24 protein-coding genes are annotated in these 22,579 nt (G+C 51.2%); 21 read left to right on the forward strand and 3 right to left on the reverse strand.

From position 1 onward, the window contains the following. Positions 1-19: 19 nt before the first annotated feature. The 5 genes from KO116_RS23175 to KO116_RS23195 all read left to right on the forward strand — a co-directional run bounded on the left by KO116_RS23175 (position 20) and on the right by KO116_RS23195 (position 3,809). Positions 20-652, forward strand: coding sequence for a hypothetical protein (locus tag KO116_RS23175; protein WP_035565544.1), 633 nt, complete (start codon positions 20-22; stop codon positions 650-652). Positions 653-747: 95 nt separating this feature from the next. After that, a complete protein-coding gene (locus KO116_RS23180; RefSeq protein ID WP_035565542.1) occupies positions 748-2,034 on the forward strand; it encodes a hypothetical protein in 1,287 nt (428 codons plus the stop codon). 108 nt (positions 2,035-2,142) lie between these two features. Further along, a complete protein-coding gene (locus KO116_RS23185; RefSeq protein ID WP_035565541.1) occupies positions 2,143-2,793 on the forward strand; it encodes an SOS response-associated peptidase in 651 nt (216 codons plus the stop codon). 84 nt (positions 2,794-2,877) lie between these two features. Next, positions 2,878-3,348, forward strand: a complete 471-nt coding sequence (gene parS / locus KO116_RS23190) for a type II RES/Xre toxin-antitoxin system antitoxin (RefSeq protein WP_035565538.1) — start codon at positions 2,878-2,880, stop codon at positions 3,346-3,348. Continuing rightward, complete coding sequence (locus KO116_RS23195) at positions 3,345-3,809, forward strand: RES family NAD+ phosphorylase (protein WP_035565535.1); 465 nt, start codon at positions 3,345-3,347, stop codon at positions 3,807-3,809. Before parS ends, KO116_RS23195 begins: the two co-directional genes overlap by 4 nt. A gap of 45 nt (positions 3,810-3,854) precedes the next feature. Here the strand turns inward: KO116_RS23195 and KO116_RS23200 are convergent, their stop codons facing one another. Beyond that, complete coding sequence (locus KO116_RS23200; protein WP_035565533.1) at positions 3,855-4,127, reverse strand: DUF1456 family protein; 273 nt, start codon at positions 4,125-4,127, stop codon at positions 3,855-3,857. A gap of 224 nt (positions 4,128-4,351) precedes the next feature. Then, positions 4,352-5,101 carry a hypothetical protein gene (locus KO116_RS23205; RefSeq protein ID WP_035565530.1) on the reverse strand — a complete coding sequence of 250 codons (750 nt, stop codon included), beginning with the start codon at positions 5,099-5,101 and terminating at the stop codon, positions 4,352-4,354. Between the two features lie 237 nt (positions 5,102-5,338). Here KO116_RS23205 and KO116_RS23210 point away from each other — a divergent pair, with 237 nt between their 5' ends. The 11 genes from KO116_RS23210 to KO116_RS23260 all read left to right on the forward strand — a co-directional run bounded on the left by KO116_RS23210 (position 5,339) and on the right by KO116_RS23260 (position 15,548). Then, entirely contained in the window at positions 5,339-6,001 is a 663-nt protein-coding gene (locus KO116_RS23210) for a tyrosine-type recombinase/integrase (RefSeq protein ID WP_035565527.1), read from the forward strand. Then, complete coding sequence (locus KO116_RS23215) at positions 6,001-6,210, forward strand: TrfB-related DNA-binding protein (RefSeq protein WP_035565525.1); 210 nt, start codon at positions 6,001-6,003, stop codon at positions 6,208-6,210. Before KO116_RS23210 ends, KO116_RS23215 begins: the two co-directional genes overlap by 1 nt. Positions 6,211-6,456: 246 nt before the next feature. Further along, the gene (locus tag KO116_RS23220) at positions 6,457-8,247 is read left to right on the forward strand and encodes an acyl-CoA dehydrogenase (RefSeq protein WP_035565523.1); all 1,791 of its coding nucleotides are present in this window, start codon (positions 6,457-6,459) and stop codon (positions 8,245-8,247) included. Between the two features lie 198 nt (positions 8,248-8,445). Next, a complete protein-coding gene (locus KO116_RS23225; protein WP_035565521.1) occupies positions 8,446-9,819 on the forward strand; it encodes a solute carrier family 23 protein in 1,374 nt (457 codons plus the stop codon). 46 nt (positions 9,820-9,865) lie between these two features. Further along, on the forward strand, positions 9,866-11,497 hold the full coding sequence (locus KO116_RS23230) for an acyl-CoA synthetase (RefSeq protein ID WP_035565519.1): 1,632 nt from the start codon (positions 9,866-9,868) through the stop codon (positions 11,495-11,497). Positions 11,498-11,515: 18 nt separating this feature from the next. Continuing rightward, entirely contained in the window at positions 11,516-12,364 is an 849-nt protein-coding gene (locus tag KO116_RS23235; protein WP_035565516.1) for a 3-hydroxybutyryl-CoA dehydrogenase, read from the forward strand. A gap of 121 nt (positions 12,365-12,485) precedes the next feature. Beyond that, positions 12,486-13,259 (forward strand): enoyl-CoA hydratase-related protein, encoded by a 774-nt coding sequence (locus KO116_RS23240; protein ID WP_035565515.1) that lies wholly within the window; start codon positions 12,486-12,488, stop codon positions 13,257-13,259. A 108-nt stretch (positions 13,260-13,367) separates the two neighbouring features. Continuing rightward, complete coding sequence (locus tag KO116_RS23245; protein WP_035565513.1) at positions 13,368-14,063, forward strand: glutathione S-transferase family protein; 696 nt, start codon at positions 13,368-13,370, stop codon at positions 14,061-14,063. 65 nt (positions 14,064-14,128) lie between these two features. After that, complete coding sequence (locus KO116_RS23250) at positions 14,129-14,668, forward strand: YaeQ family protein (RefSeq protein ID WP_035565511.1); 540 nt, start codon at positions 14,129-14,131, stop codon at positions 14,666-14,668. 105 nt (positions 14,669-14,773) lie between these two features. Continuing rightward, entirely contained in the window at positions 14,774-15,103 is a 330-nt protein-coding gene (locus KO116_RS23255) for a hypothetical protein (protein WP_158414230.1), read from the forward strand. A 19-nt stretch (positions 15,104-15,122) separates the two neighbouring features. Then, positions 15,123-15,548, forward strand: a complete 426-nt coding sequence (locus KO116_RS23260) for a hypothetical protein (RefSeq protein WP_035565507.1) — start codon at positions 15,123-15,125, stop codon at positions 15,546-15,548. A gap of 254 nt (positions 15,549-15,802) precedes the next feature. Here KO116_RS23260 and KO116_RS23265 read toward each other — a convergent pair whose 3' ends face one another. Continuing rightward, positions 15,803-16,600, reverse strand: a complete 798-nt coding sequence (locus KO116_RS23265) for a hypothetical protein (protein WP_035565503.1) — start codon at positions 16,598-16,600, stop codon at positions 15,803-15,805. Positions 16,601-16,810: 210 nt separating this feature from the next. Between KO116_RS23265 and KO116_RS23270 the strand changes: the two genes are divergently transcribed. The 5 genes from KO116_RS23270 to KO116_RS23295 all read left to right on the forward strand — a co-directional run bounded on the left by KO116_RS23270 (position 16,811) and on the right by KO116_RS23295 (position 22,382). Continuing rightward, positions 16,811-17,812 carry a hypothetical protein gene (locus tag KO116_RS23270; RefSeq protein ID WP_144408662.1) on the forward strand — a complete coding sequence of 334 codons (1,002 nt, stop codon included), beginning with the start codon at positions 16,811-16,813 and terminating at the stop codon, positions 17,810-17,812. A gap of 3 nt (positions 17,813-17,815) precedes the next feature. Then, entirely contained in the window at positions 17,816-18,424 is a 609-nt protein-coding gene (locus tag KO116_RS23275) for a type I-F CRISPR-associated endoribonuclease Cas6/Csy4 (RefSeq protein WP_035565497.1), read from the forward strand. Between the two features lie 11 nt (positions 18,425-18,435). Continuing rightward, positions 18,436-20,736: a helicase C-terminal domain-containing protein gene (locus KO116_RS23280; RefSeq protein ID WP_035565494.1), complete on the forward strand. Its 2,301-nt coding sequence runs from the start codon at positions 18,436-18,438 to the stop codon at positions 20,734-20,736. Next, positions 20,736-21,425 (forward strand): hypothetical protein, encoded by a 690-nt coding sequence (locus KO116_RS23285; protein ID WP_035565491.1) that lies wholly within the window; start codon positions 20,736-20,738, stop codon positions 21,423-21,425. The genes KO116_RS23280 and KO116_RS23285 overlap by 1 nt, the downstream gene beginning before the upstream one ends. Before the next feature lie 702 nt (positions 21,426-22,127). Beyond that, on the forward strand, positions 22,128-22,382 hold the full coding sequence (locus KO116_RS23295; protein ID WP_035565487.1) for a hypothetical protein: 255 nt from the start codon (positions 22,128-22,130) through the stop codon (positions 22,380-22,382). The last annotated feature ends 197 nt before the right edge of the window (positions 22,383-22,579 follow it).

Raw genomic sequence — 22,579 nt, forward strand, 5'->3', positions numbered from 1 at the left:
TATTTGCTAAGGAAATGTAATGAACCTACCGAGTATTTGGATTGCTTACGAGAGCAATCGACTTGTGGATGGTGACGTACACAAAGAGTGCGGCTATGTGAATGAATCGGGGGTTCGTACGCCCATGCGTGACGATCAACCGTTCAATCCTGATCATGCCTACCAATATCCGCTTGGCCCTAAGTCGCAAGTAGAGTGGGCGGTTGACATGCTAACGGCATTAACGGCCTTCACACCGAGCGGGGGATGGGATAGCCCAGACCTCATAAAGTGTGTTTGGAACACTGCCTGCGAAAATGATATTTGGCGTGAAGGGGCCACCGTTCGCTACCGCTGTCGCTTGGCGGGTTTTAGCGTTCATGACCTTTTGGATATCGCAAAGATGATGCGTTTAAAGCAGCGCTCTCATATCCCGTGCTTGGAGTTTGATCGTTACGATCTGGTGCTACGTAGCCAGCTTGGAAATGAACGGCAAATGAAAGGCCTGGATATACCCGCTGATGTACCTGGGTACGAGTTGAGAGACTTAGCCAGTAGGCTCTTTAATGAAACTGAGGGAGAAGGCTTTCCTGCGGACGATCTGCCGTTTGATGAAGGGCAACATACCTGGATTCATAAATTTGCGTTCAATCTGAAAGCCCATTATCGCTAATCCATAGCATCCTTCGCGGTGCTCAATTTCCACCCTATCGGGGCAGACCATCCCCGATAGGGTGGCTGCCCTGTTTTCTATGCAGGAGCAATTCCATGATGATACTAGGCGATATCACCGACCCGTCGGCGGTTAACAGTCAGCTATCCAACTACGCCAGCCTTTGGGAAACGACGGGAGCGGCATTTGGCCCGTTCGTGGGGAGTGAAATGCGAATCCCCACCAAACCGGAGCTTTGGTTACTGCGTGATCTGGCAGCCCTTAAACAGACACAAACACGCTTTGCGCGTAACTATCCAGTGGAGTTTGAACGCCACTGGGAAGGCGTCTATAAGGCTCGTGGTAATGTATTTGGCGACAACTACGACATTCGGCGCTCAAAAAACCTACCGACCGACCTTGTTCGTGAACTCGAACGGGAATGGCTGGCGCTTGACCCTCAAGTGGCTCGTTACAACATTGCTCAAACCCGCCCAGGTATAAGCCCGGAAGCGGTATTGGCGGGTGCCAGCTTGTACGATGCCTGCCAAGCGATCGTTGCCAGGGCGAAAGGGGTGGATAGCCTGCCGGTGCGCGCTGTTGGCCATGTGGAAATGGGCCTCAACGACACAGAATGGCCGTTCAGTACCGATGGCGATTATGTGGCTCTGCCGTTTGGCTTGCGTATCTTCAAGGTGAAGAAATCGCTGTATATTCATCCCACCTACCGTGATTGGTTTGGAGGCATGGAGTCAGAATTCCTCAGGATTCACCATGAAGATGCCTCGGTCATGCTTTTGAAAAATGCCCTGGTGGAATTCGTTCGGGAACTGCTTAAAGCCAGCGCTACCATTGGGTTCACGCTCAATCACGAAGTTGACAGCCTGGACCTGGATAGTCGCCCGGTGATTGGCGTCATTCAGAACGGCTATAATTCGTTGCCTGGAAAAGCCGCGTTAGCGTGTGTGAAGGATGGCAAGCTTAGTGTTTGTCATGCTGTGGTACCCAGCGTTAGCAAGGCCATGTGGAAGTATGATGATGCCGTCTGTGACCTGTCCGATTTCATTATTGAGCAGTGGCACCAGCGGACCCACCTTGCTAGAGGCGATTGGGAGCGCTTAGCCTTCATTGACCTATCAGCGCATGCCAGACTTGTGCAACCGTTGGTGGATAGCACCCCCTGGTTCTCCGGTGATGCAGGCGAGGTCTTGGCTTATGCAAAGTCGGCCAGTGACACCGTGCGTGATCACGTAACGGAGAAAGAAGGCCGCTATGTAGTAACGCGACACGGCTTAACCAGCAAGCTGCCGATCCTAACCACTGACGATGTGACGTTGGCCATTCGGCTGGCGCTGGCGCATCACACCGACCATAAATGGTCATTAGGCTTAGTAGCCTCTTAACGACGACCCGGCGCCCTTTATTGGGTGCCGGTTTTTTTTTGCTTTGAAATGGGAGGTGCAGTCAGTCGTCTATAGTGAGTGAGGACAAACGATACCAAGGAAAGAACTATGTGCAGTCACTACGAAGCACCGACCCTGGAAGCACTTCAAGAGACGTATGGTGTGGCACCGGGCTCATCGTATAAAAATGATATTTGGCCAGGGTATAGCGGCGTTTTCCTCCGGGCAGCAAAAGAGACCGACCCACACGACGAAGCAGCACCCGCCATCGAGGCGTTACCGGGCAGGTTTAGCCTGCTACCCAGTTGGGCGAAAGACGAAAAGCTTGCCAGGAGCACGTTTAACGCACGCTCAGAAACCGTGGCCACCAAGCCCTCGTTCCGGTCAGCTTGGAAGAACGCACAGCACTGCATTATCCCTGCTACCGCGATCTATGAACCGGATTGGCGCAGTGGCAAGGCCGTACCCACACGCATAACACGCCATGATGGCAAGCTACTCAGTATTGCGGGTTTGTGGGAGTGCTGGCGCTCACCGGACGGCGAAATGGTGCACAGCTATACCATGTTAACGATTAACGCCGATGACCATCCAATGATGCAGAACTTCCACCGACCGGGCCACGAAAAGCGCATGGTCATCGTACTCCCTGGGCCTCAAGTCAGTGAGTGGCTAAACGCCAGTGCTGATGAAAGTGCCCGCTACTTCCAACAGTACCCAGCTGAGCGGCTGACAGCTGAACCTCAACAACCCAGATGAATATGCTGAGTAAATAGCGAGCGGAGTAGGTTTGGTCTATCATGTCATTTGAAGGTTTTAATATATCAAATGACGAGGTGTAAGATGGGTGATGCCACATTAAGCCCTACTAAACATGGTCAAGCTAACCCTAAGACCCTTGCGGCTAGCTTCTGGCGCTTCACAGCCTCTCAGGAGGCGCATAGCGAAACCGAGCGATTAAAGCGTATTCGCATAGGATTTTCACCGACCTTATCCCAGGCCTTGCGGGTAACGTTTCGGCTGCAGGACAAACAAGTAGAGATGTTGCTGAATGCCTCCACTTCAACGCTTGAACGGCGTCGCCGTGAGCATAAACGGTTGGATTCAGTTGCCTCTGAGCGCCTTGATAGAATCGCCACAGTCAGCCAGTTGGCTGCTGAGGTGTTTGAAGACAAGCAGGCCGCGACGGATTGGCTCTCACGCTCCAATGACGCACTGGGTGGGCAAGCGCCGATCATGCTCTGTGATACAGATATCGGTGCTAAGCAAGTACGGCGCGCACTGCATGCCATGGAGTGGGGTGGGGCTGCGTGAGGGCTTGGAGAATAGCCAAAGCGAAGCGGGCGAGCGATCTGAGCGGTGTAGGTGCGGCGATTGAAGGTGGTCGCTGGAATCACGAAGATATCCCCGCTGTGTATATGGGGTTAAGCCCTGCTATCTGTTGCTTGGAAACCTACGTACACGCATCAGGGAAACCGCCAGTTCCATTGAAGATTACGTGCTTCGACTTACCGGAAGACCTCACTCTTTATTGGGAACCTACCGCTGCAGAACTTCCCCCCGGCTGGGCATTATTACCAGCTGACAGGCCGAGCATGGATTTTGGTACTACCTGGCTGCTTGGCAATCATCAGCTCGGCATGATCGTGCCCTCTGCGGTGCTACCCCTTGAGCGAAACGTTGTGATCAATCCGAAGCACCCAGCGGTAGCCCGGATCAAAGTCATCGACGTTTATGATTTTGTCTATGACCCCCGCATGCTGAACCGTTTGTAACTGAATGCTCTTGTCCAATTTTCCGTGAACAATTTTCTATCGGGGTTAATGGTTCTGGGCTGTTTCTGCATCGTCTAAAATGGCCTTTATTCCCAGGCAAAAAGCATCAAAAGCAATGTCAGGCATGGGCTTGTATTCTGTGTACCCAGATGGCGTATACCCAGGCCCCTTATCTAGCTCTTTACCTGCTCCTCGCAACCAGTGCGCAACATCGGCTAGGGATGCGTCAAAACCACCCGCCTTGCATGCTTTTGATATATCGCCACGATCTAGTCGCATGGCATGCGCTAGAGCTTTTAGGCGTTGATTGTTGTCCATACAGTGCCTCACAGTTATGCTTTTATAGCTACTGAAAAAGCAGCTCAGAAAATAATGCGCTTGCTTGCGAGTCGCTACTGAACAAGTAGCTCAGAAATACTAGCGCACACCTTGGTATCATCTGCCGTACAGGCAGCTTATAAAATTACAGCGTGTAAATATGCGTTGCCATGGGCTGTCGAAAAGGTAGCAAGGCCCGCTTAGTGCGGGCTTTTATGATTTAGTTATAGCACTTGTACTTCCAGTCGGTGCAGTAATAAGTGCCACATTGCAAAGCTCATGTTCTGCCGCGATTTTGCCCCATCTTGTGCTGTGTATTTCCTAAAGCTGCTAGGGTTAACGCCTACCAGCGCCGCTGCTTTTGAACCGCTTATCCCAATGAGGCTGCCTTCACCAACTACGTGACGAATTTCCCAAGAGGACGGAGCGCGCCACTCTTCGGGGTCAATAGTCATCACATTGTCGGGTAGAAGATTGGCTATCCAGCCGTACTTAGGCTTGAATGTTGACGGGGGTTTTTCAGCTACGGCACGAGCATTTAGCGCAGCATAGTGGGCTTTTTTTAACCGCTCAAATTCTTCTATTTCAATCGGCATCGAGCGGCCATCAACTACCAGCCATGTTTCAAAGCGGTCATCTATGAGTCCTGCAGATAAGCCAGGAATTTCAGCTTCCCAGGGCATTGAATCAATAACATTTCCTGTTTTCTGATCAATCAGCTCTATCCACCTGATATCAAAAGGGACTTCTTGGGGCTTTGGTTCTGATCCTTTGAGGTCAGATACAATACTGGCTATCGCATCTTCCAACTGGCTGGCCACTTGGGATTGAGTGCCGGGAGTTACAGGGATGCGGTCACGCATGGTTTCATGGCCATACTCAATATCAAAAAGCTGCTTCTGAAGACCGTTTAAAGTTATCTGGCCCACAGGGCTAACAGTAAATGGGCCAATATTGAAATCTTGTTTAAGCATAATGCCTTCTCCTTGAGGAACAGGGCTAGCGGAGTGCCGTCCTGACAACCATCAATATAGCTCCTATGGAGCTATATTGCAATGATTAATCTCAAAGATAAGCTCTTTTTATAACGCTTAGATACAGTATCGTATTTTCCGTGAACGTTGATAACGACGAAGGCTAGCGATGATTGCTGGCCTTTTTTATGCCAATGTCTGTTAGGATAGATGCTTTATAAACATCTAGGATGCGCGATGCCTAAAGCCATTGTGGTTGAAGACGATCAACTAGAACATGCGGTAAAGGTCGCCAGGGTTAGCAGTGCAGAGAACGGCTTGAGAGATGCCGCCCTGCTGCTTGCTTGCTTCGGCACGGGCATGACAGTAACAGAGCTATCGCGGCTGCGTGTAAGTGATTACCTAGCTGAAAATGGCTGTGCGCTGCGTGACTCAGTGGTAAGGGCAGAAATTGCCTACAACCAAAAATCAAGACCGTTGTGCTGGACGAACAAAAAGCTAACTAATGCCATAGACCACCATTTAGCTGAACGTGTAGAGCGTGGGCATGGGGTTACAACGCGGACGGCTGCTTATCGTGGCCTTGATCCTGATTCACCGCTTTTCGTCTCAGGCCGCACGGGCGAAGGGCTAAAGCTCAGCGCAAAGCGTAGAGACGGCAAGACTTACTACAGTGCTACGCAGCTCAGTCGAATTTTTACGCGGCTTTTTGAACAGGCGGGGATAGAAGGCGCAAGCGCTCAGTCGGGCAGGCGCACTATAGCGGTGAAGTTAAAGCGCCGTGGGATTGATCTACGGCACATAAGCGAGATATTGGGTATCGAGTCGCTAGAAGCGGTCAAAAAGCTTTGTGCTGGCGATCCGGCACGGCTCGGTGAAATTGTACGGAGAATAATTTGATGACAGCAGAGCAGTACGACGCGCTTGTTAAGTTGATGCGTGGCAGCCCTGATAGTGCAGGCAACCTCGCGGCTCGCCGTGTGCTAGTTGATGGTGTATCTAAAGCCGAAGCAGGCCGAGAGACAGGAGCAAGCCGAAGCACGGTGCATTTAACAGTGAAGCGGTACATCGAAGGTTACGAATTGATGAAAAAAGTGTTTTCCAGTTGAAGGGAAAAGGCTTGCGTGTATTACCCTAGAGTAATACAATATAGATATTGAAACGAACCAAGGAATTCTGAGGTGCGTCGATAACGAGAACTGGGTGAAACTGAGACAAAAATGCAGATAGAGGACTGATGTTAATTCAGCAGGTGAGACCTTGGGCTAATGGTGTGATGAAAGTAGTGAAACTACTATTCATGATAGTGTTTTTGCTAATTGCTATTTATCACCGATTTTCTCTGAGGTTTCGCCATGAATTATTATGCTGCGCCGGTACGCGATTTGCGTTTTGTACTCGAAGAGTTACTTGCGCACCGCTCGCTGGGACTGCCAGGCTTCGAAGAAGCCACGCCCGACTTAGTTGAGGCGGTGCTGGAAGAGGCAGCAAAGCTTGCAGGCGATGTGTGGGGGCCGCTAAATAGTGTCGGTGACCGACAAGGTGCTAAGCGCCACACCGATGGCAGTGTCACCACCTCAGAGGGTTTCGCAGCGGCCTATCAGGCGTATGTAGAAGGCGGCTGGAACGGCATTGGTGTTTCTGAAGCGTTAGGCGGACAAAACCTACCTGAGGTAGTCGCCAGTGCCGTTCAAGAAATGCTTCACGGTGCCAATATGGCCCTGGGCCTTTGCCCCATGCTGACGGCAGGCGCAATCGAAGCGCTGGCGCATCATGGCAGTGAAACGCTAAAAACGACTTATCTCCCCAAGCTCGTTGAAGGTACCTGGACAGGTACCATGAACCTGACAGAGCCTCAGGCAGGCTCCGACCTTTCTAAAGTACGTACCAAAGCCATCCCCGAAGGCGACCATTACCGCATTAGCGGCCAAAAAATCTATATCACCTGGGGCGAACACGACGCCGCTGAAAATATCATTCACCTCGTGCTAGCGCGAAAACCCGATGCGCCGGAAGGTAACAAGGGCATTTCGCTGTTCCTAGTGCCGAAGTTCCTGGTTAACGCAGACGGCTCGTTGGGCGAGCGCAATGACGTCACCTGCGCCTCTATCGAACATAAGCTGGGCATTCATGGTTCGCCTACCTGCACCTTAAGCTTTGGTGAAAACGACGGCGCTATCGGCTATCTAGTGGGTGAAGAGGGACGTGGCCTTAACCACATGTTCACCATGATGAATGAAGCTCGCCACAAAGTAGGTATTCAAGGTATTGGGGTGGCTGAGCGTGCTTGCCAGCATGCGTTTGCTTACGCCTTGGATCGCACTCAGGGGCGAGCACCTAAATCTCGCGGTGGTAACGAATGTACGATCAGCGACCACTTAGATGTGCGCCGGATGCTGCTCTCAATGCGCGGCCGCACCGATGCCCTTCGTGCTCTGGCGCTTTACTGCGCTGGCCAACTTGACCTTGCCCGACACAGTGAAAGTGACACCGAGCGCCAAACTGCCCAAGCATGCGCCGATGTACTGATTCCTATCGTCAAAAGCTTTTCTACCGACCAAGCCGTGGATATCGCCTCAGTGGGTATTCAGGTACATGGCGGTATGGGCTATGTGGAAGAAACAGGAGCCGCTCAGCTACTTAGAGATGCACGAATCGCGCCTATTTATGAGGGTACGAATGGCATTCAGGCCCTCGATTTGGCGGGACGTAAGTTACAGCGTGATGGCGGTGCTGCGTTATCTGCGCTAATTGATGAGGTGCAAAAAACCGCTGAGACAATGCGTTCTGAGCCTAGCCTTGCGCGTATGGGCAGTGCGCTAGCGGTCGGTGCCGACGATCTTCGTACTGCTATGCAGCTTGTGCTTGAACAAGGCAGTGACCCTGAGACTGGCCCGGATGCTGTGCAGGCCTATGCAACGCCGTTGCTGAATCTAGCTGGCCATGTGCTATGCGCTTGGCAAATGGGTAACGCTGCCCTTCACGCGACCAGTGCGCTGCAACAAGGCAGCAATGAGCCGTTTTATCTCGCCAAGTTATCCAGCGCCAACTTTGTTATCACGCAATGGCTGCCTGTTGGTCGCGCGCAACGCGCGGTTATCGAAGCGGGTATGCAGTGTTTGAGTGATTTTGAATTAACCCCATAAAACACTGTAACGCCAAGTGCTTTAACCACTCATTTCCGCCGGCCTATTGGGTCGGCGGCTTACGTTAATACGCAGTGAAACGATCGTTTTAAAACGTATCGTTGTGCTTAACCGCGTCAGTACGCTTGTGCGTATCGTCACGCTAACTCTTTTTTCTGGTTCACAACAACATTAATGACTCAAACCAAGGAGCATTTCATGCAACTTAAGCACCGCCAGCACGGCGAAGAGCAGCCATACTGGCCCCTGGGGCCGTTTAAAGTGCGACTACCTTTTGTCCATTATCGCTGGGAAATGGCGGAGATGATTCAAGGGCTCATCATGTTTGTGGTTAGCCTGGCGATGATTCCGCTTTTAGAGCAGTACCTTGGCTTACCTTATGATGTTGCCTTGGCTTATGTGGTGGTGTGCGGCGTCGGCTTTATGCTTCCTGCCTTGCTAGGCGTGCCAATGGTGCCTGGTTGGATAACGCCCGCAGTGCCGGTGGTGTTGGCCTTCCTAGGAGATTTTGAGCCAGGCCCAGAGGCTATTCAGGCGTTGTTTGCACTTCAATTCTTGGTCTTTCTGATTTTCTTAATTTTAGGGGTAACCGGGCTGGGTCGTAAGCTGGTTCACTTGGTTCCTAACTCCCTTCAGGCAGGCATTATTATTGGTGCAGGCATCGCGGCTATTACGGGTGAAATACAGCAGGGCGGGCGCTTAGCTGAGACCCCGGTATCATTAATCGCTGGTATGTTAATTGCCATATTTATGCTTTTTTCGGTGGCCTTTAAGCGCTGGGTAGAAGAACACGCGATCATGCGTAAAATTGCCAACTACGGCATGGTGCCAGGCATGATTATTGCGATCCTGGTGGCTTGGGCGATTGGTGAGTACCCACGTCCTACTATTGAGTGGGGGATTACCCAGCCGAACTTCATCGAGATGTGGAACTACCTACCTTTTACAGTCGGCTTTCCTGGCGTTGATGTCTTTATGCTGGCCATACCCACTGCGGTGATCGCCTACGTCATCGCGTTCGGCGATATTGTCGTCGGGCGGACGTTGATGTCTCGTGTTGACCATATTCGTACCGATGAAAAAATCGACTACAGCACGGATCGTATCCACCACGTCACCGCTATTCGCAATGGTATGCATGCTTTTTTTGCTCCCTATCCTGGCTTGGCGGGCCCGATCTGGACTGCTGTAACGGCGACCATGGCTGAGCGTTATAAGAATGGCCGACATGCAATGGAATCGATTTATAGCGGCGGTGGCACGTTCTGGATTACCGGCTTTATTGCGCTGTTTACCCTGCCATTGGTCAGCATGTTTCAGCCGGTGCTGCCCATTGCGCTCTCGCTTACTCTGCTGCTGACTGGCTATATTTGCTTAATGGTGGGAATTGAACAGACTAAAACCACTGCTGAGCGTGGCGTTGCAGGCACGATGGCCGTAGTGCTGGCGGTATATGGTGCAGGGTGGGGGTTAGCCGCCGGGGTCGTACTGTACGTGTTAGTGCAAAAAACAAATATGCTCGGGCGTGAGCCTTCGTCTAGCCAAGACACGGAAGAGCAAGATCAGCGCTAACGATAAAGATGATCAACACCAAAACGATCAACATAAAAGGTGATTTATGAACGCATCCATTTTTGAGCAGGGCATGCCGCCCACCGTTGCTAACCATGTACCGCTCTCTCCGTTGACGTTTATTGAGCGTTCGGCGGCGGTGTATCCTGATTACGCGGCGGTGGTGCATGGCACAACACGCCGCACCTGGGCAGAAACATGGACTCGCTGTCGGCAATTGGCGTCAGCGCTTGAAAAGCGCGGTCTTCAGCCCGGCCAAACGGTAGCGGCGATGCTGCCTAATATTCCGGCGATGTTTGAAGCCCATTTTGGGGTGCCTCTGGCAGGCTGTGTGCTCAATACCTTGAATATTCGCCTGGATGCCGAAGCCATCAGCTACATGCTGGCCCATGGTGAAGCGAAAGCTGTTCTTGTTGATCCTGAGTTTGCACAGGTCATCAACGAAGCCGTTGCCTTATTAGACAATAAACCGCTGATTATTGACGTTTTCGATCTGGAGTTTTTAGGCGAAACTCAAGGTATTGGTGAGGTTGAGTACGAAGCATTGCTCGCCGAAGGTGATGCTGACTATGCCTACAAGCTGCCTGAAAATGAGTGGCAAGCGATTTCGCTGAACTATACCTCGGGCACCACGGGTAAGCCCAAAGGGGTGGTTTACCATCACCGTGGCGCCTACTTAAACGCGGTCAGCAATATCTTAGAGTGGGCCATGCCGCATCATCCGGTCTATCTCTGGACCTTGCCGATGTTCCACTGTAACGGCTGGTGTTTCCCCTGGACAATTGCCGCTAACGCCGGTGTTAGCGTGTGCCTACGCAAAGTTGATCCAAAGCGGATTAATGACCTGATTGTGGATGAGAAGGTCACGCATTTCAGCGGTGCGCCGATTGTACTGAACGGCCTTGTGAACTTGCCAGCTGATCAGAAGCGGGAATTTGATCATCCCGTGAAAGTGACCACAGCAGGTGCCGCGCCGCCTGCATCAGTCATTGCTGGCGTTGAGAAACTCGGCATTGAAGTGACCCATGTGTACGGGTTAACAGAGGTATATGGCCCGGTGACGGTGTGCGCTTGGCGTGAAGCATGGAATGAGTTGCCGCTGGAGTCCCGTGCCAAGATTAAGGCGCGTCAAGGAGTGCGTTACCACATGCTTGAAGCGCTTTGTGTCGCCGACCCGTTGACCCTTGAGCCCGTCGCGAAAGATGGTCAGACCATTGGTGAAATTTTGATGCGCGGCAACAACGTAATGAAGGGCTATCTGAAGAATGCCGAAGCCACTGAGAAAGCCCTGGAAGGAGGGTGGTATCACACCGGCGATCTCGCGGTTTGGCATGCGGATGGCTACATCGAAATTAAAGACCGCTCTAAAGACATCATCATTTCTGGCGGTGAGAATATCTCCACTATTGAAGTAGAAGATGCCATTTATAGCCACCCTGCAGTAGAAGAAGCCGCCGTTGTGGCCAAGCCCGATGAAAAGTGGGGCGAGACTCCATGCGCGTTTGTTAAATTAAAAATCGGTTATGGTGAAATTACTGAAGCCGACATTATTGCTCATTGCCGAGAGCATTTAGCGAGCTTCAAAGTACCGAAGACAATCATTTTTAGCGAATTGCCAAAAACGTCTACGGGCAAAATTCAAAAATTTGTTTTGCGCGAAGAAGCGAAACAGCACTGATTCAGGGGATAAATAACGATGAGTGAACAACCAATCGGTGTAGTGGGAGCAGGCACCATGGGGCAGGGGATCGCTCAGGTCGTCGCTGCCAGTGGTTTTACGGTTCGTCTCTTTGATGTCGCCGATGAGCAGCTTACCCGCGCCCAAGGCAATATTGATAAAGGCTTTGGCAAGCTGATCGCAAAAGAAAAAATGAGCGAGCCGGCTAAGCAAGAAGCACTGGCGCGGCTTTCCACGACCACTGATCTCGAAGCGTTGAGTGACTGCGGTATTATTATTGAAGCCGCACCAGAACAACCCGCGCTGAAAGAGAAGCTGTTTCGTGATCTGAGTCATTTAAGTAGCGATGCTATTCTTGCCTCTAACACCTCGTCGCTCTCGCTAACGCGGTTGGCTGCCGTGTGCGAACGTCCTGAGCGGGTAGTGGGCATGCACTTTTTTAACCCAGTGCCGGTGCTCAAATTAGTGGAAGTGATTCGTGCTGAGCAGACTTCTGATACCACCGTTGAGCGCATAGAAGCGTTGGCAAAAGCGCTGGGTAAAACAGCGGTACCGATTGGTGATTCACCGGGCTTTGCGGTTAATCGCTTGTTGGTGCCAATGATTAATGAAGCCGCCTTTATTGTTCAAGAAGGAACCGCAACGCCAGAGGCCATTGACGAAGCGATGAAGCTTGGCGCTGCCCATCCAATGGGGCCGTTGGCGCTGGCGGATCTGATTGGTCTTGATGTTTGTCTGGCGATCATGAATGTGTTGCAAGAAGGGTTTGGCGATCCTAAATATCGCCCCTGCCCGCTGCTAAAGCGCATGGTGGATGCGGGGTATCTGGGACGTAAGAGCGGTCGCGGCTTTCATATATACGAGTGAGCACGCGTAAGCGCATCAGGTCAGTCAAGCGCGACAAAAGAAGTGATTGCCTACCAACCAAGCGTTCGCTAGGGTTGGTAGGTGTTCACTTTAAATGCGTAATAACAATTAAGGAGCCTGTATGAGCGATGCAGTGATTGAAAAAGTTGATAACGACGGTGTGGTACGTCTGACGATTAATCGCCCTAAGGCGTTGAATGCACTGAACAGTGATGTGCTGAGTGCCTTAGAAGCTCATCTTGTAGAGCTTGAAACGCATCCACGTTTACGCGCTGTCATCATTACCGGTGCTGGTGAAAAGTCGTTTGTTGCCGGTGCTGATATCACCGAAATGCGCGATAAAACGCCAGAAGAAGCGCGTGCTTTTGCTACCCAGGCACTGCGTACTATTAAGCGCTTAGAAACATTGCCCGTGCCGGTGGTCGCGCTAGTGAACGGGTTTTGCCTTGGCGGCGGCTGCGAATTGGCGTTGGCCTGCGACTGGGCAGTAGCTAGCGACAACGCTGTCTTCGGCCAGCCTGAAGTGTTGCTAGGTGTGATTCCCGGTTTTGGCGGCACCCAGCGGTTGCCGCGTCGTGTTGGGCCTGCCATGGCGATTGATCTAGTAACCACTGGCCGAAAAATCGATGCTCAAGAAGCGCTGCGCATTGGGCTAGTCAACCGTGTCATGCCCCAGGCTGAGCTTGAAAGCTATGTAGAAGAGCTCACCAAGCAGCTTAAAGGCAACGGCCCTCTATCAGTGCGTGGCGCGAAGCAAGCCGTTCACGATGGTTTAGATCAAGACCTTGATAGCGCCTTGGCGCTGGAAACCAGCCTGTTTGCATTCTGTTTTGCTGGCGAAGAGCAGAAAGAGGGCATGAGTGCTTTCGTTGAAAAGCGCAAACCCAACTTCTAATCTGTGCTTAACTAAGTTTTGCTCATTTAAGGGGTGGCGGCTACGTCACCCCTCTTTTGTGCTCGATAGTTGGCTTCAGCTGTTGTCGGTATTCACAAGGAGCGCTGCATGTTTGATCTGTATATTGCCAACAAGAATTACTCGTCTTGGTCGCTGCGCCCTTGGGTGCTAATGAAGGCGCTGAATATCCCCTTCAATGAACATGTTATGCCATTTGAAGGTGGAGTGGGGGACAGTCATGCCACCTTTACGCGTTTCTCACCTTCTGGCTTGGTGCCATGTTTGGTGGATTCGGATGATGAGGTGACGGTATGGGACTCGTTGGCTATTGTTGAGTATCTTGCTGAAACGTACCCAGGTGTGTGGCCGGAAGACAAAGCAGCACGCGCCTGGGCACGTTGTGCCAGCGCTGAAATGCACAGCGGGTTTGGTGCACTGCGCGCTGAGTGTCCAATGAACTGCGGCGTGCGTGTTGGGCTTAAAGAGCTTTCAGCAGGGCTAAGCAACAATTTGGCACGGCTTGATACGCTATGGCAGGAAGGCCTTGAACGCTTTGGAGGCCCCTTTCTGGCAGGGGGGCAGTTATCAGCTGTGGATGCGTTTTACGCCCCCGTCGCATTTCGGGTACAGACGTTTAACTTGCCGCTGAGCGATGCATCATTGGCTTATGGTCAGCGTCTACTTGCACTTCCGGCGATGGAGGAGTGGTACCAAGCAGCATTGGCAGAAACTTGGCGTGAGCCAATGCACGAGCAGGACACGTTTAAAAACGGCCCTTTATTAAACGATTACCGCGCGGTTTAGCGTACTGTCGCCCTGTATTTTGATAAATCCGCTACACTGGCGAAAATTTTAGATGGATATTTCCAATGGCGTTGAGTGCTACCCCTTACAAAGTTGATGTCAACCTGACGGACCTTGATCGCAATGTCTATGAGACGCTGCGTTTTACGGTGGCTCGGCACCCTTCTGAAACCGAAGACCGGATGTGCGCACGCTTGATCGCCTACTTATTGTGGTATAGCGAAGCGCTCGCTTTTGGTCGCGGTCTTTCCGATGTTGACGAGCCTGCCTTGTGGGAAAAAAGCTTGGATGGTCGCGTGCTGCATTGGATAGAAGTAGGGTTGCCGGATGCAGAACGTCTTACTTGGTGTTCACGCCGTGCTGAGAGGGTGTCACTATTAGCTTATGGGCGAGTAGATCTTTGGGAAAATAAAGTGCTACCGGCGGTGGCGTCGCTCAAGAATGTACATGTAGCGGGGCTACCGCAAGAGGCACTTGCTACGATAGCAGAAGATCTGCCGCGGTCCATTAACTGGGCAGTCATGATCAGCGACGGCTCGCTGTTTATTACCGATGAAAATGGCCAGCATGAAGTAACACCTCAGTGGCTTTTCCGAGATCGCTAGAGGAGGAAAGCCAGTTGACGCTAACACAAGACTTTTTTGATGAAGTGACCAACGCCCCGGTGCCCATAGATATGCGCGCCTATCAGGCATTGCGGAAAAGCGACTGTGAAGATGAAGCTGGTTCTTAGAGCTGTTGCTGCGGTAATGGTCGTATCGGTCGCCCTGGTGGGTGCTCAATTTTACGTCACGATGAAAGCCGTGGATAGTGAGCGAGAGAAAGCGATTCAAGCATGGGCTAAATCGAATCCTGATGGATTTGAAACCGTGGCCCGCTACAGAGAGCTTTGCCAAAAGCGCCCTGGTGAGTTGTCACCTGAATCGGTTCCCGTTTCGTTCGTCCAATGTGCCGAACAGGTAGGCAGTGAATCTCTAGCTGCTGTCATCGAGCATGCTGGAAACTCAGTTGAAGTACCGGCCCCGTTGCGGTGGCTATAAGTTCAAGGAAAAGAAACCAATGCATAAAATCCTTTTCGCTACCCTTGTGGCACTGATTATAGGCCCAGCTTGGGCAAATGAGCTGCCTGAGTGCGGTCTTGATGCTGGCGCTGAGTTCGGTGCGCCAGTAAAAGTGCTCCAAGCGTTGGCTATCAACGAAAACAACATCCCGCCACCACTACCCCACCAGCTGCCTGAGCATGGCCCTATGGGATTGGGTGAGTTCACAATCAATTATGTCGCGGACAATATCGACTCGTCGATGGAGGAAATCAAGACGAACCCTTGTGAAAACTATAGGGCAGCTGCCTGGTTTCTCATGAACGAAGCTGGCGGCAATGAACTTCCAATTTGGGATGCCGTCAATAATTACTATTATGGCGGACGCACCCGGTCAAGCTATCCGATGACCGACGCGGCCAGAAACATCTTTGACCAAATGTAGACCGCACAATCTAAGCTGACACGGCAACGTTGTGCAATTTTGGCAGCTTTAGCCCACCACATTGACCTGGGAAGACTCACCCGTGGTCGCGTAGCGACGTAGGGTGGGGAGCAGTCACTCTTATCAATAATTTATAGCTACCTGCACGGCAGAAACTTCAACTAAAAATTATATACCTCTCCAACTGCCTCTTCGGCAGAAACTTCAACTAAAAATTATATACCTCTCCAACTGCCTCTTCGGCAGAACAGCGCTTATGCTGTATCGTGACTTTTTGCCCCAAACACGTTGTCATTTGCAAAAAACCAATCCATGACTATGGCGTTAGGGGAGTCGGCCATTACCTGCAAACTCCGCAGGATGTTCAGAAAATCAGGGTATTTGTTCTGCAGCTGTTTCATATCTTTGCGTAGAGTCTGCTCTTGGCGCTGCAAAGTGAAACTTTCCTGTTTTCCTGTTGAGGCCTCTTTAGCCACTGTTTTCGCCAGTCCTTTCTGTATGACAAGCCCCTTTTTGACGCCTTTCCATGGTATGCCGCTCTTTTTGAGAATGGCGATGTCACTTCGATAGTCAGCCAGGTGAATACAGAGCGTTCCTGTTTTACCTGATGTAGTGCAATAGTAAACCGTCATCGGCGGCATGGATAACCTCATCGAAGGGACAGGGTTCGCCTTTTCGATACTCCCAATCAGAAACGGACGATCATCTGGCGCGTCATGGTACAGCCAGTGCGCGATATACTGCGTGCCGCTAATAGCCACTTTCCCATCATCATTGTCAATTCGTACTGATGTGACCTCAGTAGTTTCGTCAATTTCCACGTTCGAGAGAAACCAAGCGTGATCTTCAGTGACGATGTAGAACACGGGCATGCCGGTGCCCACTCGACGTATATCTAATGGTGCGGAGGGGTCAGTTGATCGGGCCTCTCGAGCTTTTTTGGTTCGGGTAGGCAAGGAGGGTGCTACAGAGTCTGAAGGGGTAGCCCCAGGCGCTAAGTACTGCCCCAGGTGCTCATGATAAAAATGAATCGCCCGCGAGTTAAGTGACATTTAACCTCCGTATATAATTTATAATATCATGTTGCCAGAAATCGAGAGTTACGATACCTTTGTTTCCTAATATTGGCAATGCGCCACGATCACTAAGTAGCGCCACTTCAAACAATCCGTTCAAAGGCTGGAATTATGTCGCATAAAACGTACATCTTTGAGGGACGCCTGGTTGCAGAGCAGCCGCTGGCAACGTGCTCAAAGGACTTATTGGACCGTGAAGGCAAGAAAAACCAGCCAACACCTATTCCAACCACGCAGACGCATATGGGGGAGCGCTTAATGTTCCCGGCATCGGGTATTCGGGGCGGGCTACGCCGTGCGTGCCGTGATGTGGTTCGTGAGTGCGTCATAAACAAAACAGGTAATGACAAGCCCTTCGATCTGGACACTCATCTGATGCTGTCGCTGGGTGGTATTAAAGGCGCCGGCGAAGAAGATAAATCGTCGGTGGTCCGCATTGCGGAGCTGCGCACTAAAAACCCCTTGATCAATTTGTTCGGTGCAGGTGATGCAGGCACGGCAGGTTTTGTGTCTGGGCGCTTAGGCATCGGTAACGCTATTTGTGAAGAGCCTTTGGAGCCAGTGATTTTTTCTGGAGCGCGTGTAGATGATATCTATCGTGATCCAGACCAGGCAGACTTTTTAAGCAATGCTGATTTGATCCGATTGACCGACATGGCTTCTGGAAATCGTGAGCTTTCACGCCTAAAGGGAGAAGCTACTAAGCTCAAACGCTCATATTATGAGGCGCTCGATAGTGGTAGCACTGAGTCTGCACAGACGATTACCGATCAGTTAGATGCCCTTGAAACCAAAATGGCCAGTATCCGCGATGAGTCTGGCAGCAAAAACTCTATTGGTATGCCGCTGGCGGGGTGGAAGGCGATTCCACAAGGCGCCAGAATGTCTCAAAAAACTATCATGCGACGTGCAACAGTCGTTGATTTGGGGCTTTTTCTCGCCACACTGAATCGGTTCGGGCTAGAGCCCATTTTGGGTGCTCATTATGCCAACGGAAACGGGTTGGTAAGTGGCGAATGGACGGTTTATGAAGTGACGACGGCCGGTAAAAAAGAGATTGGTCTTGTCGAAATGCCGACTTTTGAAACGATCACGGTAACCGGTGAACCGCTGATATCTGCCCAGAAAGCCTTTGATGCCTTTATTGAAGAGGGCAATTGGAACTTCAATCAGCCAGAGAAGGTGTAAACCATGCCCCCCGCGCTGACACATTATCAAGATATCGTGTTGCGTAATGGCTCGCTGGCCCCTGAAATATGGGGTCGCGTGGTGTACGCGATCCATTTACAGCCGAAAGAGCGGCCCTGCTTTATAGATTTTCCAGGGTTCTGCGACATAGGCATGGGATTTGTGGCTCGTCTCTATGGCACAGCCGAACATTTACCCGATCTCATCCAGCGTATTCAACCGTTGGCCCAACACGACTTGATCGTGATTGAGAAAATGTCCGAAATTCCTCAGATTAACGATACAACTAGGTGGGGCGTGACACTTCGGGCTAAGGCAACACACTCCGCACGCGAGCGTCGCCATCAAAAAAGAGCCGTGGCAAGAGCGCTCAAAGCAGGCGAGCCGCTTCCCGAGTTTTCTGAGCCTAAGCCGATGCCGTTAGATCAGTGCCGTTACCCTCGCAACTACATAAAGATGATGAGCTCATCCACGAAAACCCTGTTCCCGCTGCTTATTCGTCGCAAGGTAGTGTTTAGCGATCAGGCTAAAACACTGTTGGCCGATCCTCCTGGTGCCAAAAGCTACGGCCTGGGTGTGCCGGTACCGTTAATTGGAAGCACTGAGCAGTGATAGGAGGCCGTATGGCAACAGTAGCCCCCCAACGTCCTGGCAGCACCAGCGAAACAGAGCAGGTACAAGTAATCGTCACACTGATTCTTGGTGAAAAGGGCGTGGCCGTAGAGAACGGTTATCGTTACTCAGCGCAACAGCACGACTACGCTCAGCGCTGTGCTGCCATCCTATGCGGCTACGATCGGGCAAGACATAAAACAGCGATTGGGATGCTGGAGGCGGCTACAGGCTTGGGCAAGACATTGGCCTACCTCACAGCGCTCTCCGCGTATGCCGCCACCACAGGGGAGCGCTGCGCCGTCTCTACGCACTCGCGCCAGCTGCAACGGCAGATGTTAGAGAAAGATGCTCTTAATGTAAGTGACTGGATTCAGACGCTCACGGGAAAAGCGCTACATATTGCTCGACGTGTGGGTAAGACGAACTATGTATCGCCCAGTAAGGTGGCGCGGTTGTTGTCAGACCTGCCACAGGCGCCCACCAAAGCCGAGGAGGGTGGTTCCACGCTGCGGTCATGGGTAGAGCTACTTAGCACTTGGCTAGAAGACGGGTCAGGCGTGCTTGATGACTTCCTCCAGGAACGCGGAATCGATTTGCCCGGAGAGCTGACTCGCAACCAGTTAACACTTGATCAGTATAGCGATGATGATGACGCGCAAGCTTACCGACGCGATGTCGGTGAGTCCAAAGTAGCTGACATCTTGATAGTGAATCACTCGCTGCTGGTGCTTAATGCATTCCGCTGGGGGGCTATTCTTGATGCCGCAAGTGAAGAGGGCAGAGCGCTACGAGCGTTGGTGGTTGATGAAGCCCATAAACTACCCGCTGTTGCAGAGTCGGTGCTAAGTGATTCACTGTCACTAGTTCGTTTTTCACACCTCAGCCGGCGCGTTGCGGACCGGTTCTCTGAGCGTGGCGATCGCAACGAAAGCCGCTTTTGGCAAGTCCTGGCAGACAAGAGCGATGCGCTGAAGACATTTTTACAGGCTCAACACGAATACGCAGAAAGCCGTTATGCCTCGGCACGCGCTATTTACGGTATTCGTGAACATTTCCAGACACTCTCAGAAACAGCCATTCAGGCGTCAAAGCGCTTAATGAGTCACATGCGCGACGATCTGTTAAGAGATACGCAAATAAAAGCTCATCAGGACTTATTGAGAGAGGCGCTAGACCATTGTCACGACGCAGCCCTCTTGAATAAAGCGCTGGAACAAAAAGCATTTGGAACGCCGATAGTTTCATGGTCCCCGATCAAAGAGTACCCTAGTTTAGGCATAGGGGAGCCTGATGCTGGCCGGACCTTAAACCGGCTGTGGGCACCTCTATCTAAAGGAGACAATGACACATTAAATGAACTGTTGCCGCCTCGCCCACTGCTTAACAGCGTTGTCCTTACCTCGGCTACACTCGGGCCTCCTGGCGATCCCTTACCAAAGGCTTTCGATGGACTATCGCGCAAACTTGGGATTATCCGACATCCAGGTAAAGACAATCTGCCCGTCCATAATGTGCAGACGGATCTAATGGTGCGCCACGCCCCCCGAGTGTTCGGCACGATGCATTTTGTTTTACCTGACCCGACTATCCCGTTGCCGACAAAGAAAATAGTTCGCCACTTTAAGACGTTGGTTGAAACGAATGCCGAGTGGCTGGCATACAGTGCGCAAATGCTCAAACAGGCTGCCAGCTGTGGTGAGCGTGTTCTAGCGTTAACCCTGAGCTGGCGCGATACTGCAGGTCTTGCCCAGGCACTCCGTCAGATTGCACCTGACATTAATCTAATCGTTCATCAGCGCAGGGAGCCATTAAAGCAGGCCTTAACCCTCTTTCAAGCACATGATAATGCAGTGCTTATCACGCCGGCTGGCTGGGAAGGGGTAGATGCCCCAGGGCTCGTAAAAAACCTGCTCATTCATCGTATCCCGTACGCCCCACCTGACGGCGATGCCGATTTTAGATTGCGCATACATCTACGCGATAACGGTTACAGCGATGATGCAGTTGACAAGATCATACATCAGCACGCGCAAGAGAACGTGCGCCAGCAGTTGGCACAAGGCCTAGGGCGCGGTATTCGTGCTTACGATGACGAATGCACGGTTTGGGTCAGTGATCCACGCTTCCCTTTGCCTCAGCACTGGCGCAGCAGCTTCGATCCGATCCTGGAAGAGCGAATGACGTTTATTTCGTCACGGAACTATAACCGCCGCTTGCTCGACGCCATTCCGGCACGGTTCAAAGACAGCTTTAAGCAGGCTTCTATTTTGCTGAATGATGGCGCTATGTATATGCCGGAGGATATTTAATGCAACCCTTCAAAATGACCATGACACTGGCCTCGCCGGTTGTAATGCCCTTCAATACAACGCTTGATGGGCTTTTATCTTTTGCCGGCGAGGCATTAACCGGGCTACGTGGGGCAAAGCTGGCGGATGTTATGCCGCTGGCGCGGGACGTTGAAAGTGGCATTTTCAAAGCTTCATCCATTTTCTTGAGTAACGCTGCGTTCTACGAAAACCTCGTCAAGGTGCGTGCCCTTAAGCATTGGGATTTAGATACTCAATTAATAGGCCCAAAAAAAACCAAAAAAGGGAAAGTTGCTCGTGTTCCGTATCCTTCTATTGATAAGTCCAGGGGAGACTATGCCAATAAACTGTCGGTAATGACGACGTTGCGCACTCCCCTAGCCGCCTGCTATGGCGTTGGAGATATTGAAACAATCGAGTTGTGGATGCAGTGCATATTAGGCTTGGGAAGGCACGCGCAGCAGGGCCAAGGTGAGATCGTACAGCTGGATATCTCGCCGATGGATGCAGACCTCTCGTGGGTGAATGATGATGGTCTGCCTCAGCGTCCGCTACCGGTCAATGTTTGGGTGCGTGATGGCCATGCACTTGATGGCGTAACCACCACCATAGCAGCTACACAATTCCCATACTGGGAGAGCCCGTTAGAGAGCTGTGTTGCCCCCTTACATACTGTTATTAAGCTTTGACCCTAATTTCTGGGGCCATAAATTTTGTAAATTAAATAGATAGTTACGTAGGATGGTGAAATAAGGGTAAACGCGTTCTATTCGTCGGTATGCTATCCATATCAAAGTCTTGCATTTTAAAACCATTAGTGTTCTGCCGTGTAGGCAGCTAGAAATATATTCCTGATGAGCTTTCGATATCCACAGCCGTGTTCTGCCGTGTAGGCAGCTAGAAATCAAACCAGGCGTAGAACTTCGTATTCTGAGCAGTGTTCTGCCGTGTAGGCAGCTAGAAATCAAACCAGGCGTAGAACTTCGTATTCTGAGCAGTGTTCTGCCGTGTAGGCAGCTAGAAATCAAACCAGGCGTAGAACTTCGTATTCTGAGCAGTGTTCTGCCGTGTAGGCAGCTAGAAATAGATGCAACACTAACGTTTCGAGGCCTGAAAAGTAGGATTATCGGGGCCATTCGCTAGCTGCAGCCAACTGCCGAATTTTCAGGAGATATAATGAAAGAATTATTATTCCTATGTATTGGATCACTACTTCTGTTTTTAATGATTAAAGATGGCAGAAAGTCTTTCAGCAAAAAGCCACCCAAAAAAATTAAACTTGATGAATTTAAGGACCGGCCTCCACTGACATGGACGGGGCGCGACAAATCGAATCCACTGGACACCGACTTGAAATAACCAACTGATCAAGGAAAAGGGGTAAAACTGTAATGACAACCCAAGATCGCGGCTCGGCTTTTAAGAATATCTGTGATGAGACAACTCGGAATTTACTGACTGCGGTTAAAGAGGGCCGTCAAAATCAGGCTCGTATTTATCTTGCGACACTTTCCGGTCTGATAATGGGCGCATCAACAACGGGCGGCATATCTCAGGCGCAGGCATATCAGCAAATGGAAATGATCAATAGCATGCGACTAGAAATTGATCGAGCGTTTGAACCGCAGCCAAAGCAAGTAACATAGGAAAACACCGTATGCCAAATGATAATCGCAAGTTGCCGTCGTGGGTTTGGCTCTTTTACGGGGCTGGGTGCGTCGCTTTTGGCTGGTGGCTCAGAACAACCATTGGATAGGGTTACAGATTGGCCCGAAGCACTTACACGCGACTGATCAAGGAAAAGAATCAATGCTTCTTTTTTGGGTAGCAGTAGCCGTGCAAA

This window comes from Halomonas sp. KO116 (assembly GCF_000734975.2).
Classification (GTDB): Bacteria; Pseudomonadota; Gammaproteobacteria; order Pseudomonadales; family Halomonadaceae; genus Vreelandella; species Vreelandella glaciei.

Coding starts and splice junctions, on each gene's coding strand:
- KO116_RS23175 (WP_035565544.1), top strand. CDS start 20: ATGAACCTACCGAGTATTTGGATTGCTTACGAGAGCAATCGACTTGTG.
- KO116_RS23180 (WP_035565542.1), top strand. CDS start 748: ATGATGATACTAGGCGATATCACCGACCCGTCGGCGGTTAACAGTCAG.
- KO116_RS23185 (WP_035565541.1), top strand. CDS start 2,143: ATGTGCAGTCACTACGAAGCACCGACCCTGGAAGCACTTCAAGAGACG.
- parS (WP_035565538.1), top strand. CDS start 2,878: ATGGGTGATGCCACATTAAGCCCTACTAAACATGGTCAAGCTAACCCT.
- KO116_RS23200 (WP_035565533.1), bottom strand. CDS start 4,127: ATGGACAACAATCAACGCCTAAAAGCTCTAGCGCATGCCATGCGACTA.
- KO116_RS23205 (WP_035565530.1), bottom strand. CDS start 5,101: ATGCTTAAACAAGATTTCAATATTGGCCCATTTACTGTTAGCCCTGTG.
- KO116_RS23210 (WP_035565527.1), top strand. CDS start 5,339: ATGCCTAAAGCCATTGTGGTTGAAGACGATCAACTAGAACATGCGGTA.
- KO116_RS23215 (WP_035565525.1), top strand. CDS start 6,001: ATGACAGCAGAGCAGTACGACGCGCTTGTTAAGTTGATGCGTGGCAGC.
- KO116_RS23220 (WP_035565523.1), top strand. CDS start 6,457: ATGAATTATTATGCTGCGCCGGTACGCGATTTGCGTTTTGTACTCGAA.
- KO116_RS23225 (WP_035565521.1), top strand. CDS start 8,446: ATGCAACTTAAGCACCGCCAGCACGGCGAAGAGCAGCCATACTGGCCC.
- KO116_RS23230 (WP_035565519.1), top strand. CDS start 9,866: ATGAACGCATCCATTTTTGAGCAGGGCATGCCGCCCACCGTTGCTAAC.
- KO116_RS23235 (WP_035565516.1), top strand. CDS start 11,516: ATGAGTGAACAACCAATCGGTGTAGTGGGAGCAGGCACCATGGGGCAG.
- KO116_RS23240 (WP_035565515.1), top strand. CDS start 12,486: ATGAGCGATGCAGTGATTGAAAAAGTTGATAACGACGGTGTGGTACGT.
- KO116_RS23245 (WP_035565513.1), top strand. CDS start 13,368: ATGTTTGATCTGTATATTGCCAACAAGAATTACTCGTCTTGGTCGCTG.
- KO116_RS23250 (WP_035565511.1), top strand. CDS start 14,129: ATGGCGTTGAGTGCTACCCCTTACAAAGTTGATGTCAACCTGACGGAC.
- KO116_RS23260 (WP_035565507.1), top strand. CDS start 15,123: ATGCATAAAATCCTTTTCGCTACCCTTGTGGCACTGATTATAGGCCCA.
- KO116_RS23265 (WP_035565503.1), bottom strand. CDS start 16,600: ATGTCACTTAACTCGCGGGCGATTCATTTTTATCATGAGCACCTGGGG.
- KO116_RS23275 (WP_035565497.1), top strand. CDS start 17,816: ATGCCCCCCGCGCTGACACATTATCAAGATATCGTGTTGCGTAATGGC.
- KO116_RS23280 (WP_035565494.1), top strand. CDS start 18,436: ATGGCAACAGTAGCCCCCCAACGTCCTGGCAGCACCAGCGAAACAGAG.
- KO116_RS23285 (WP_035565491.1), top strand. CDS start 20,736: ATGCAACCCTTCAAAATGACCATGACACTGGCCTCGCCGGTTGTAATG.
- KO116_RS23295 (WP_035565487.1), top strand. CDS start 22,128: ATGACAACCCAAGATCGCGGCTCGGCTTTTAAGAATATCTGTGATGAG.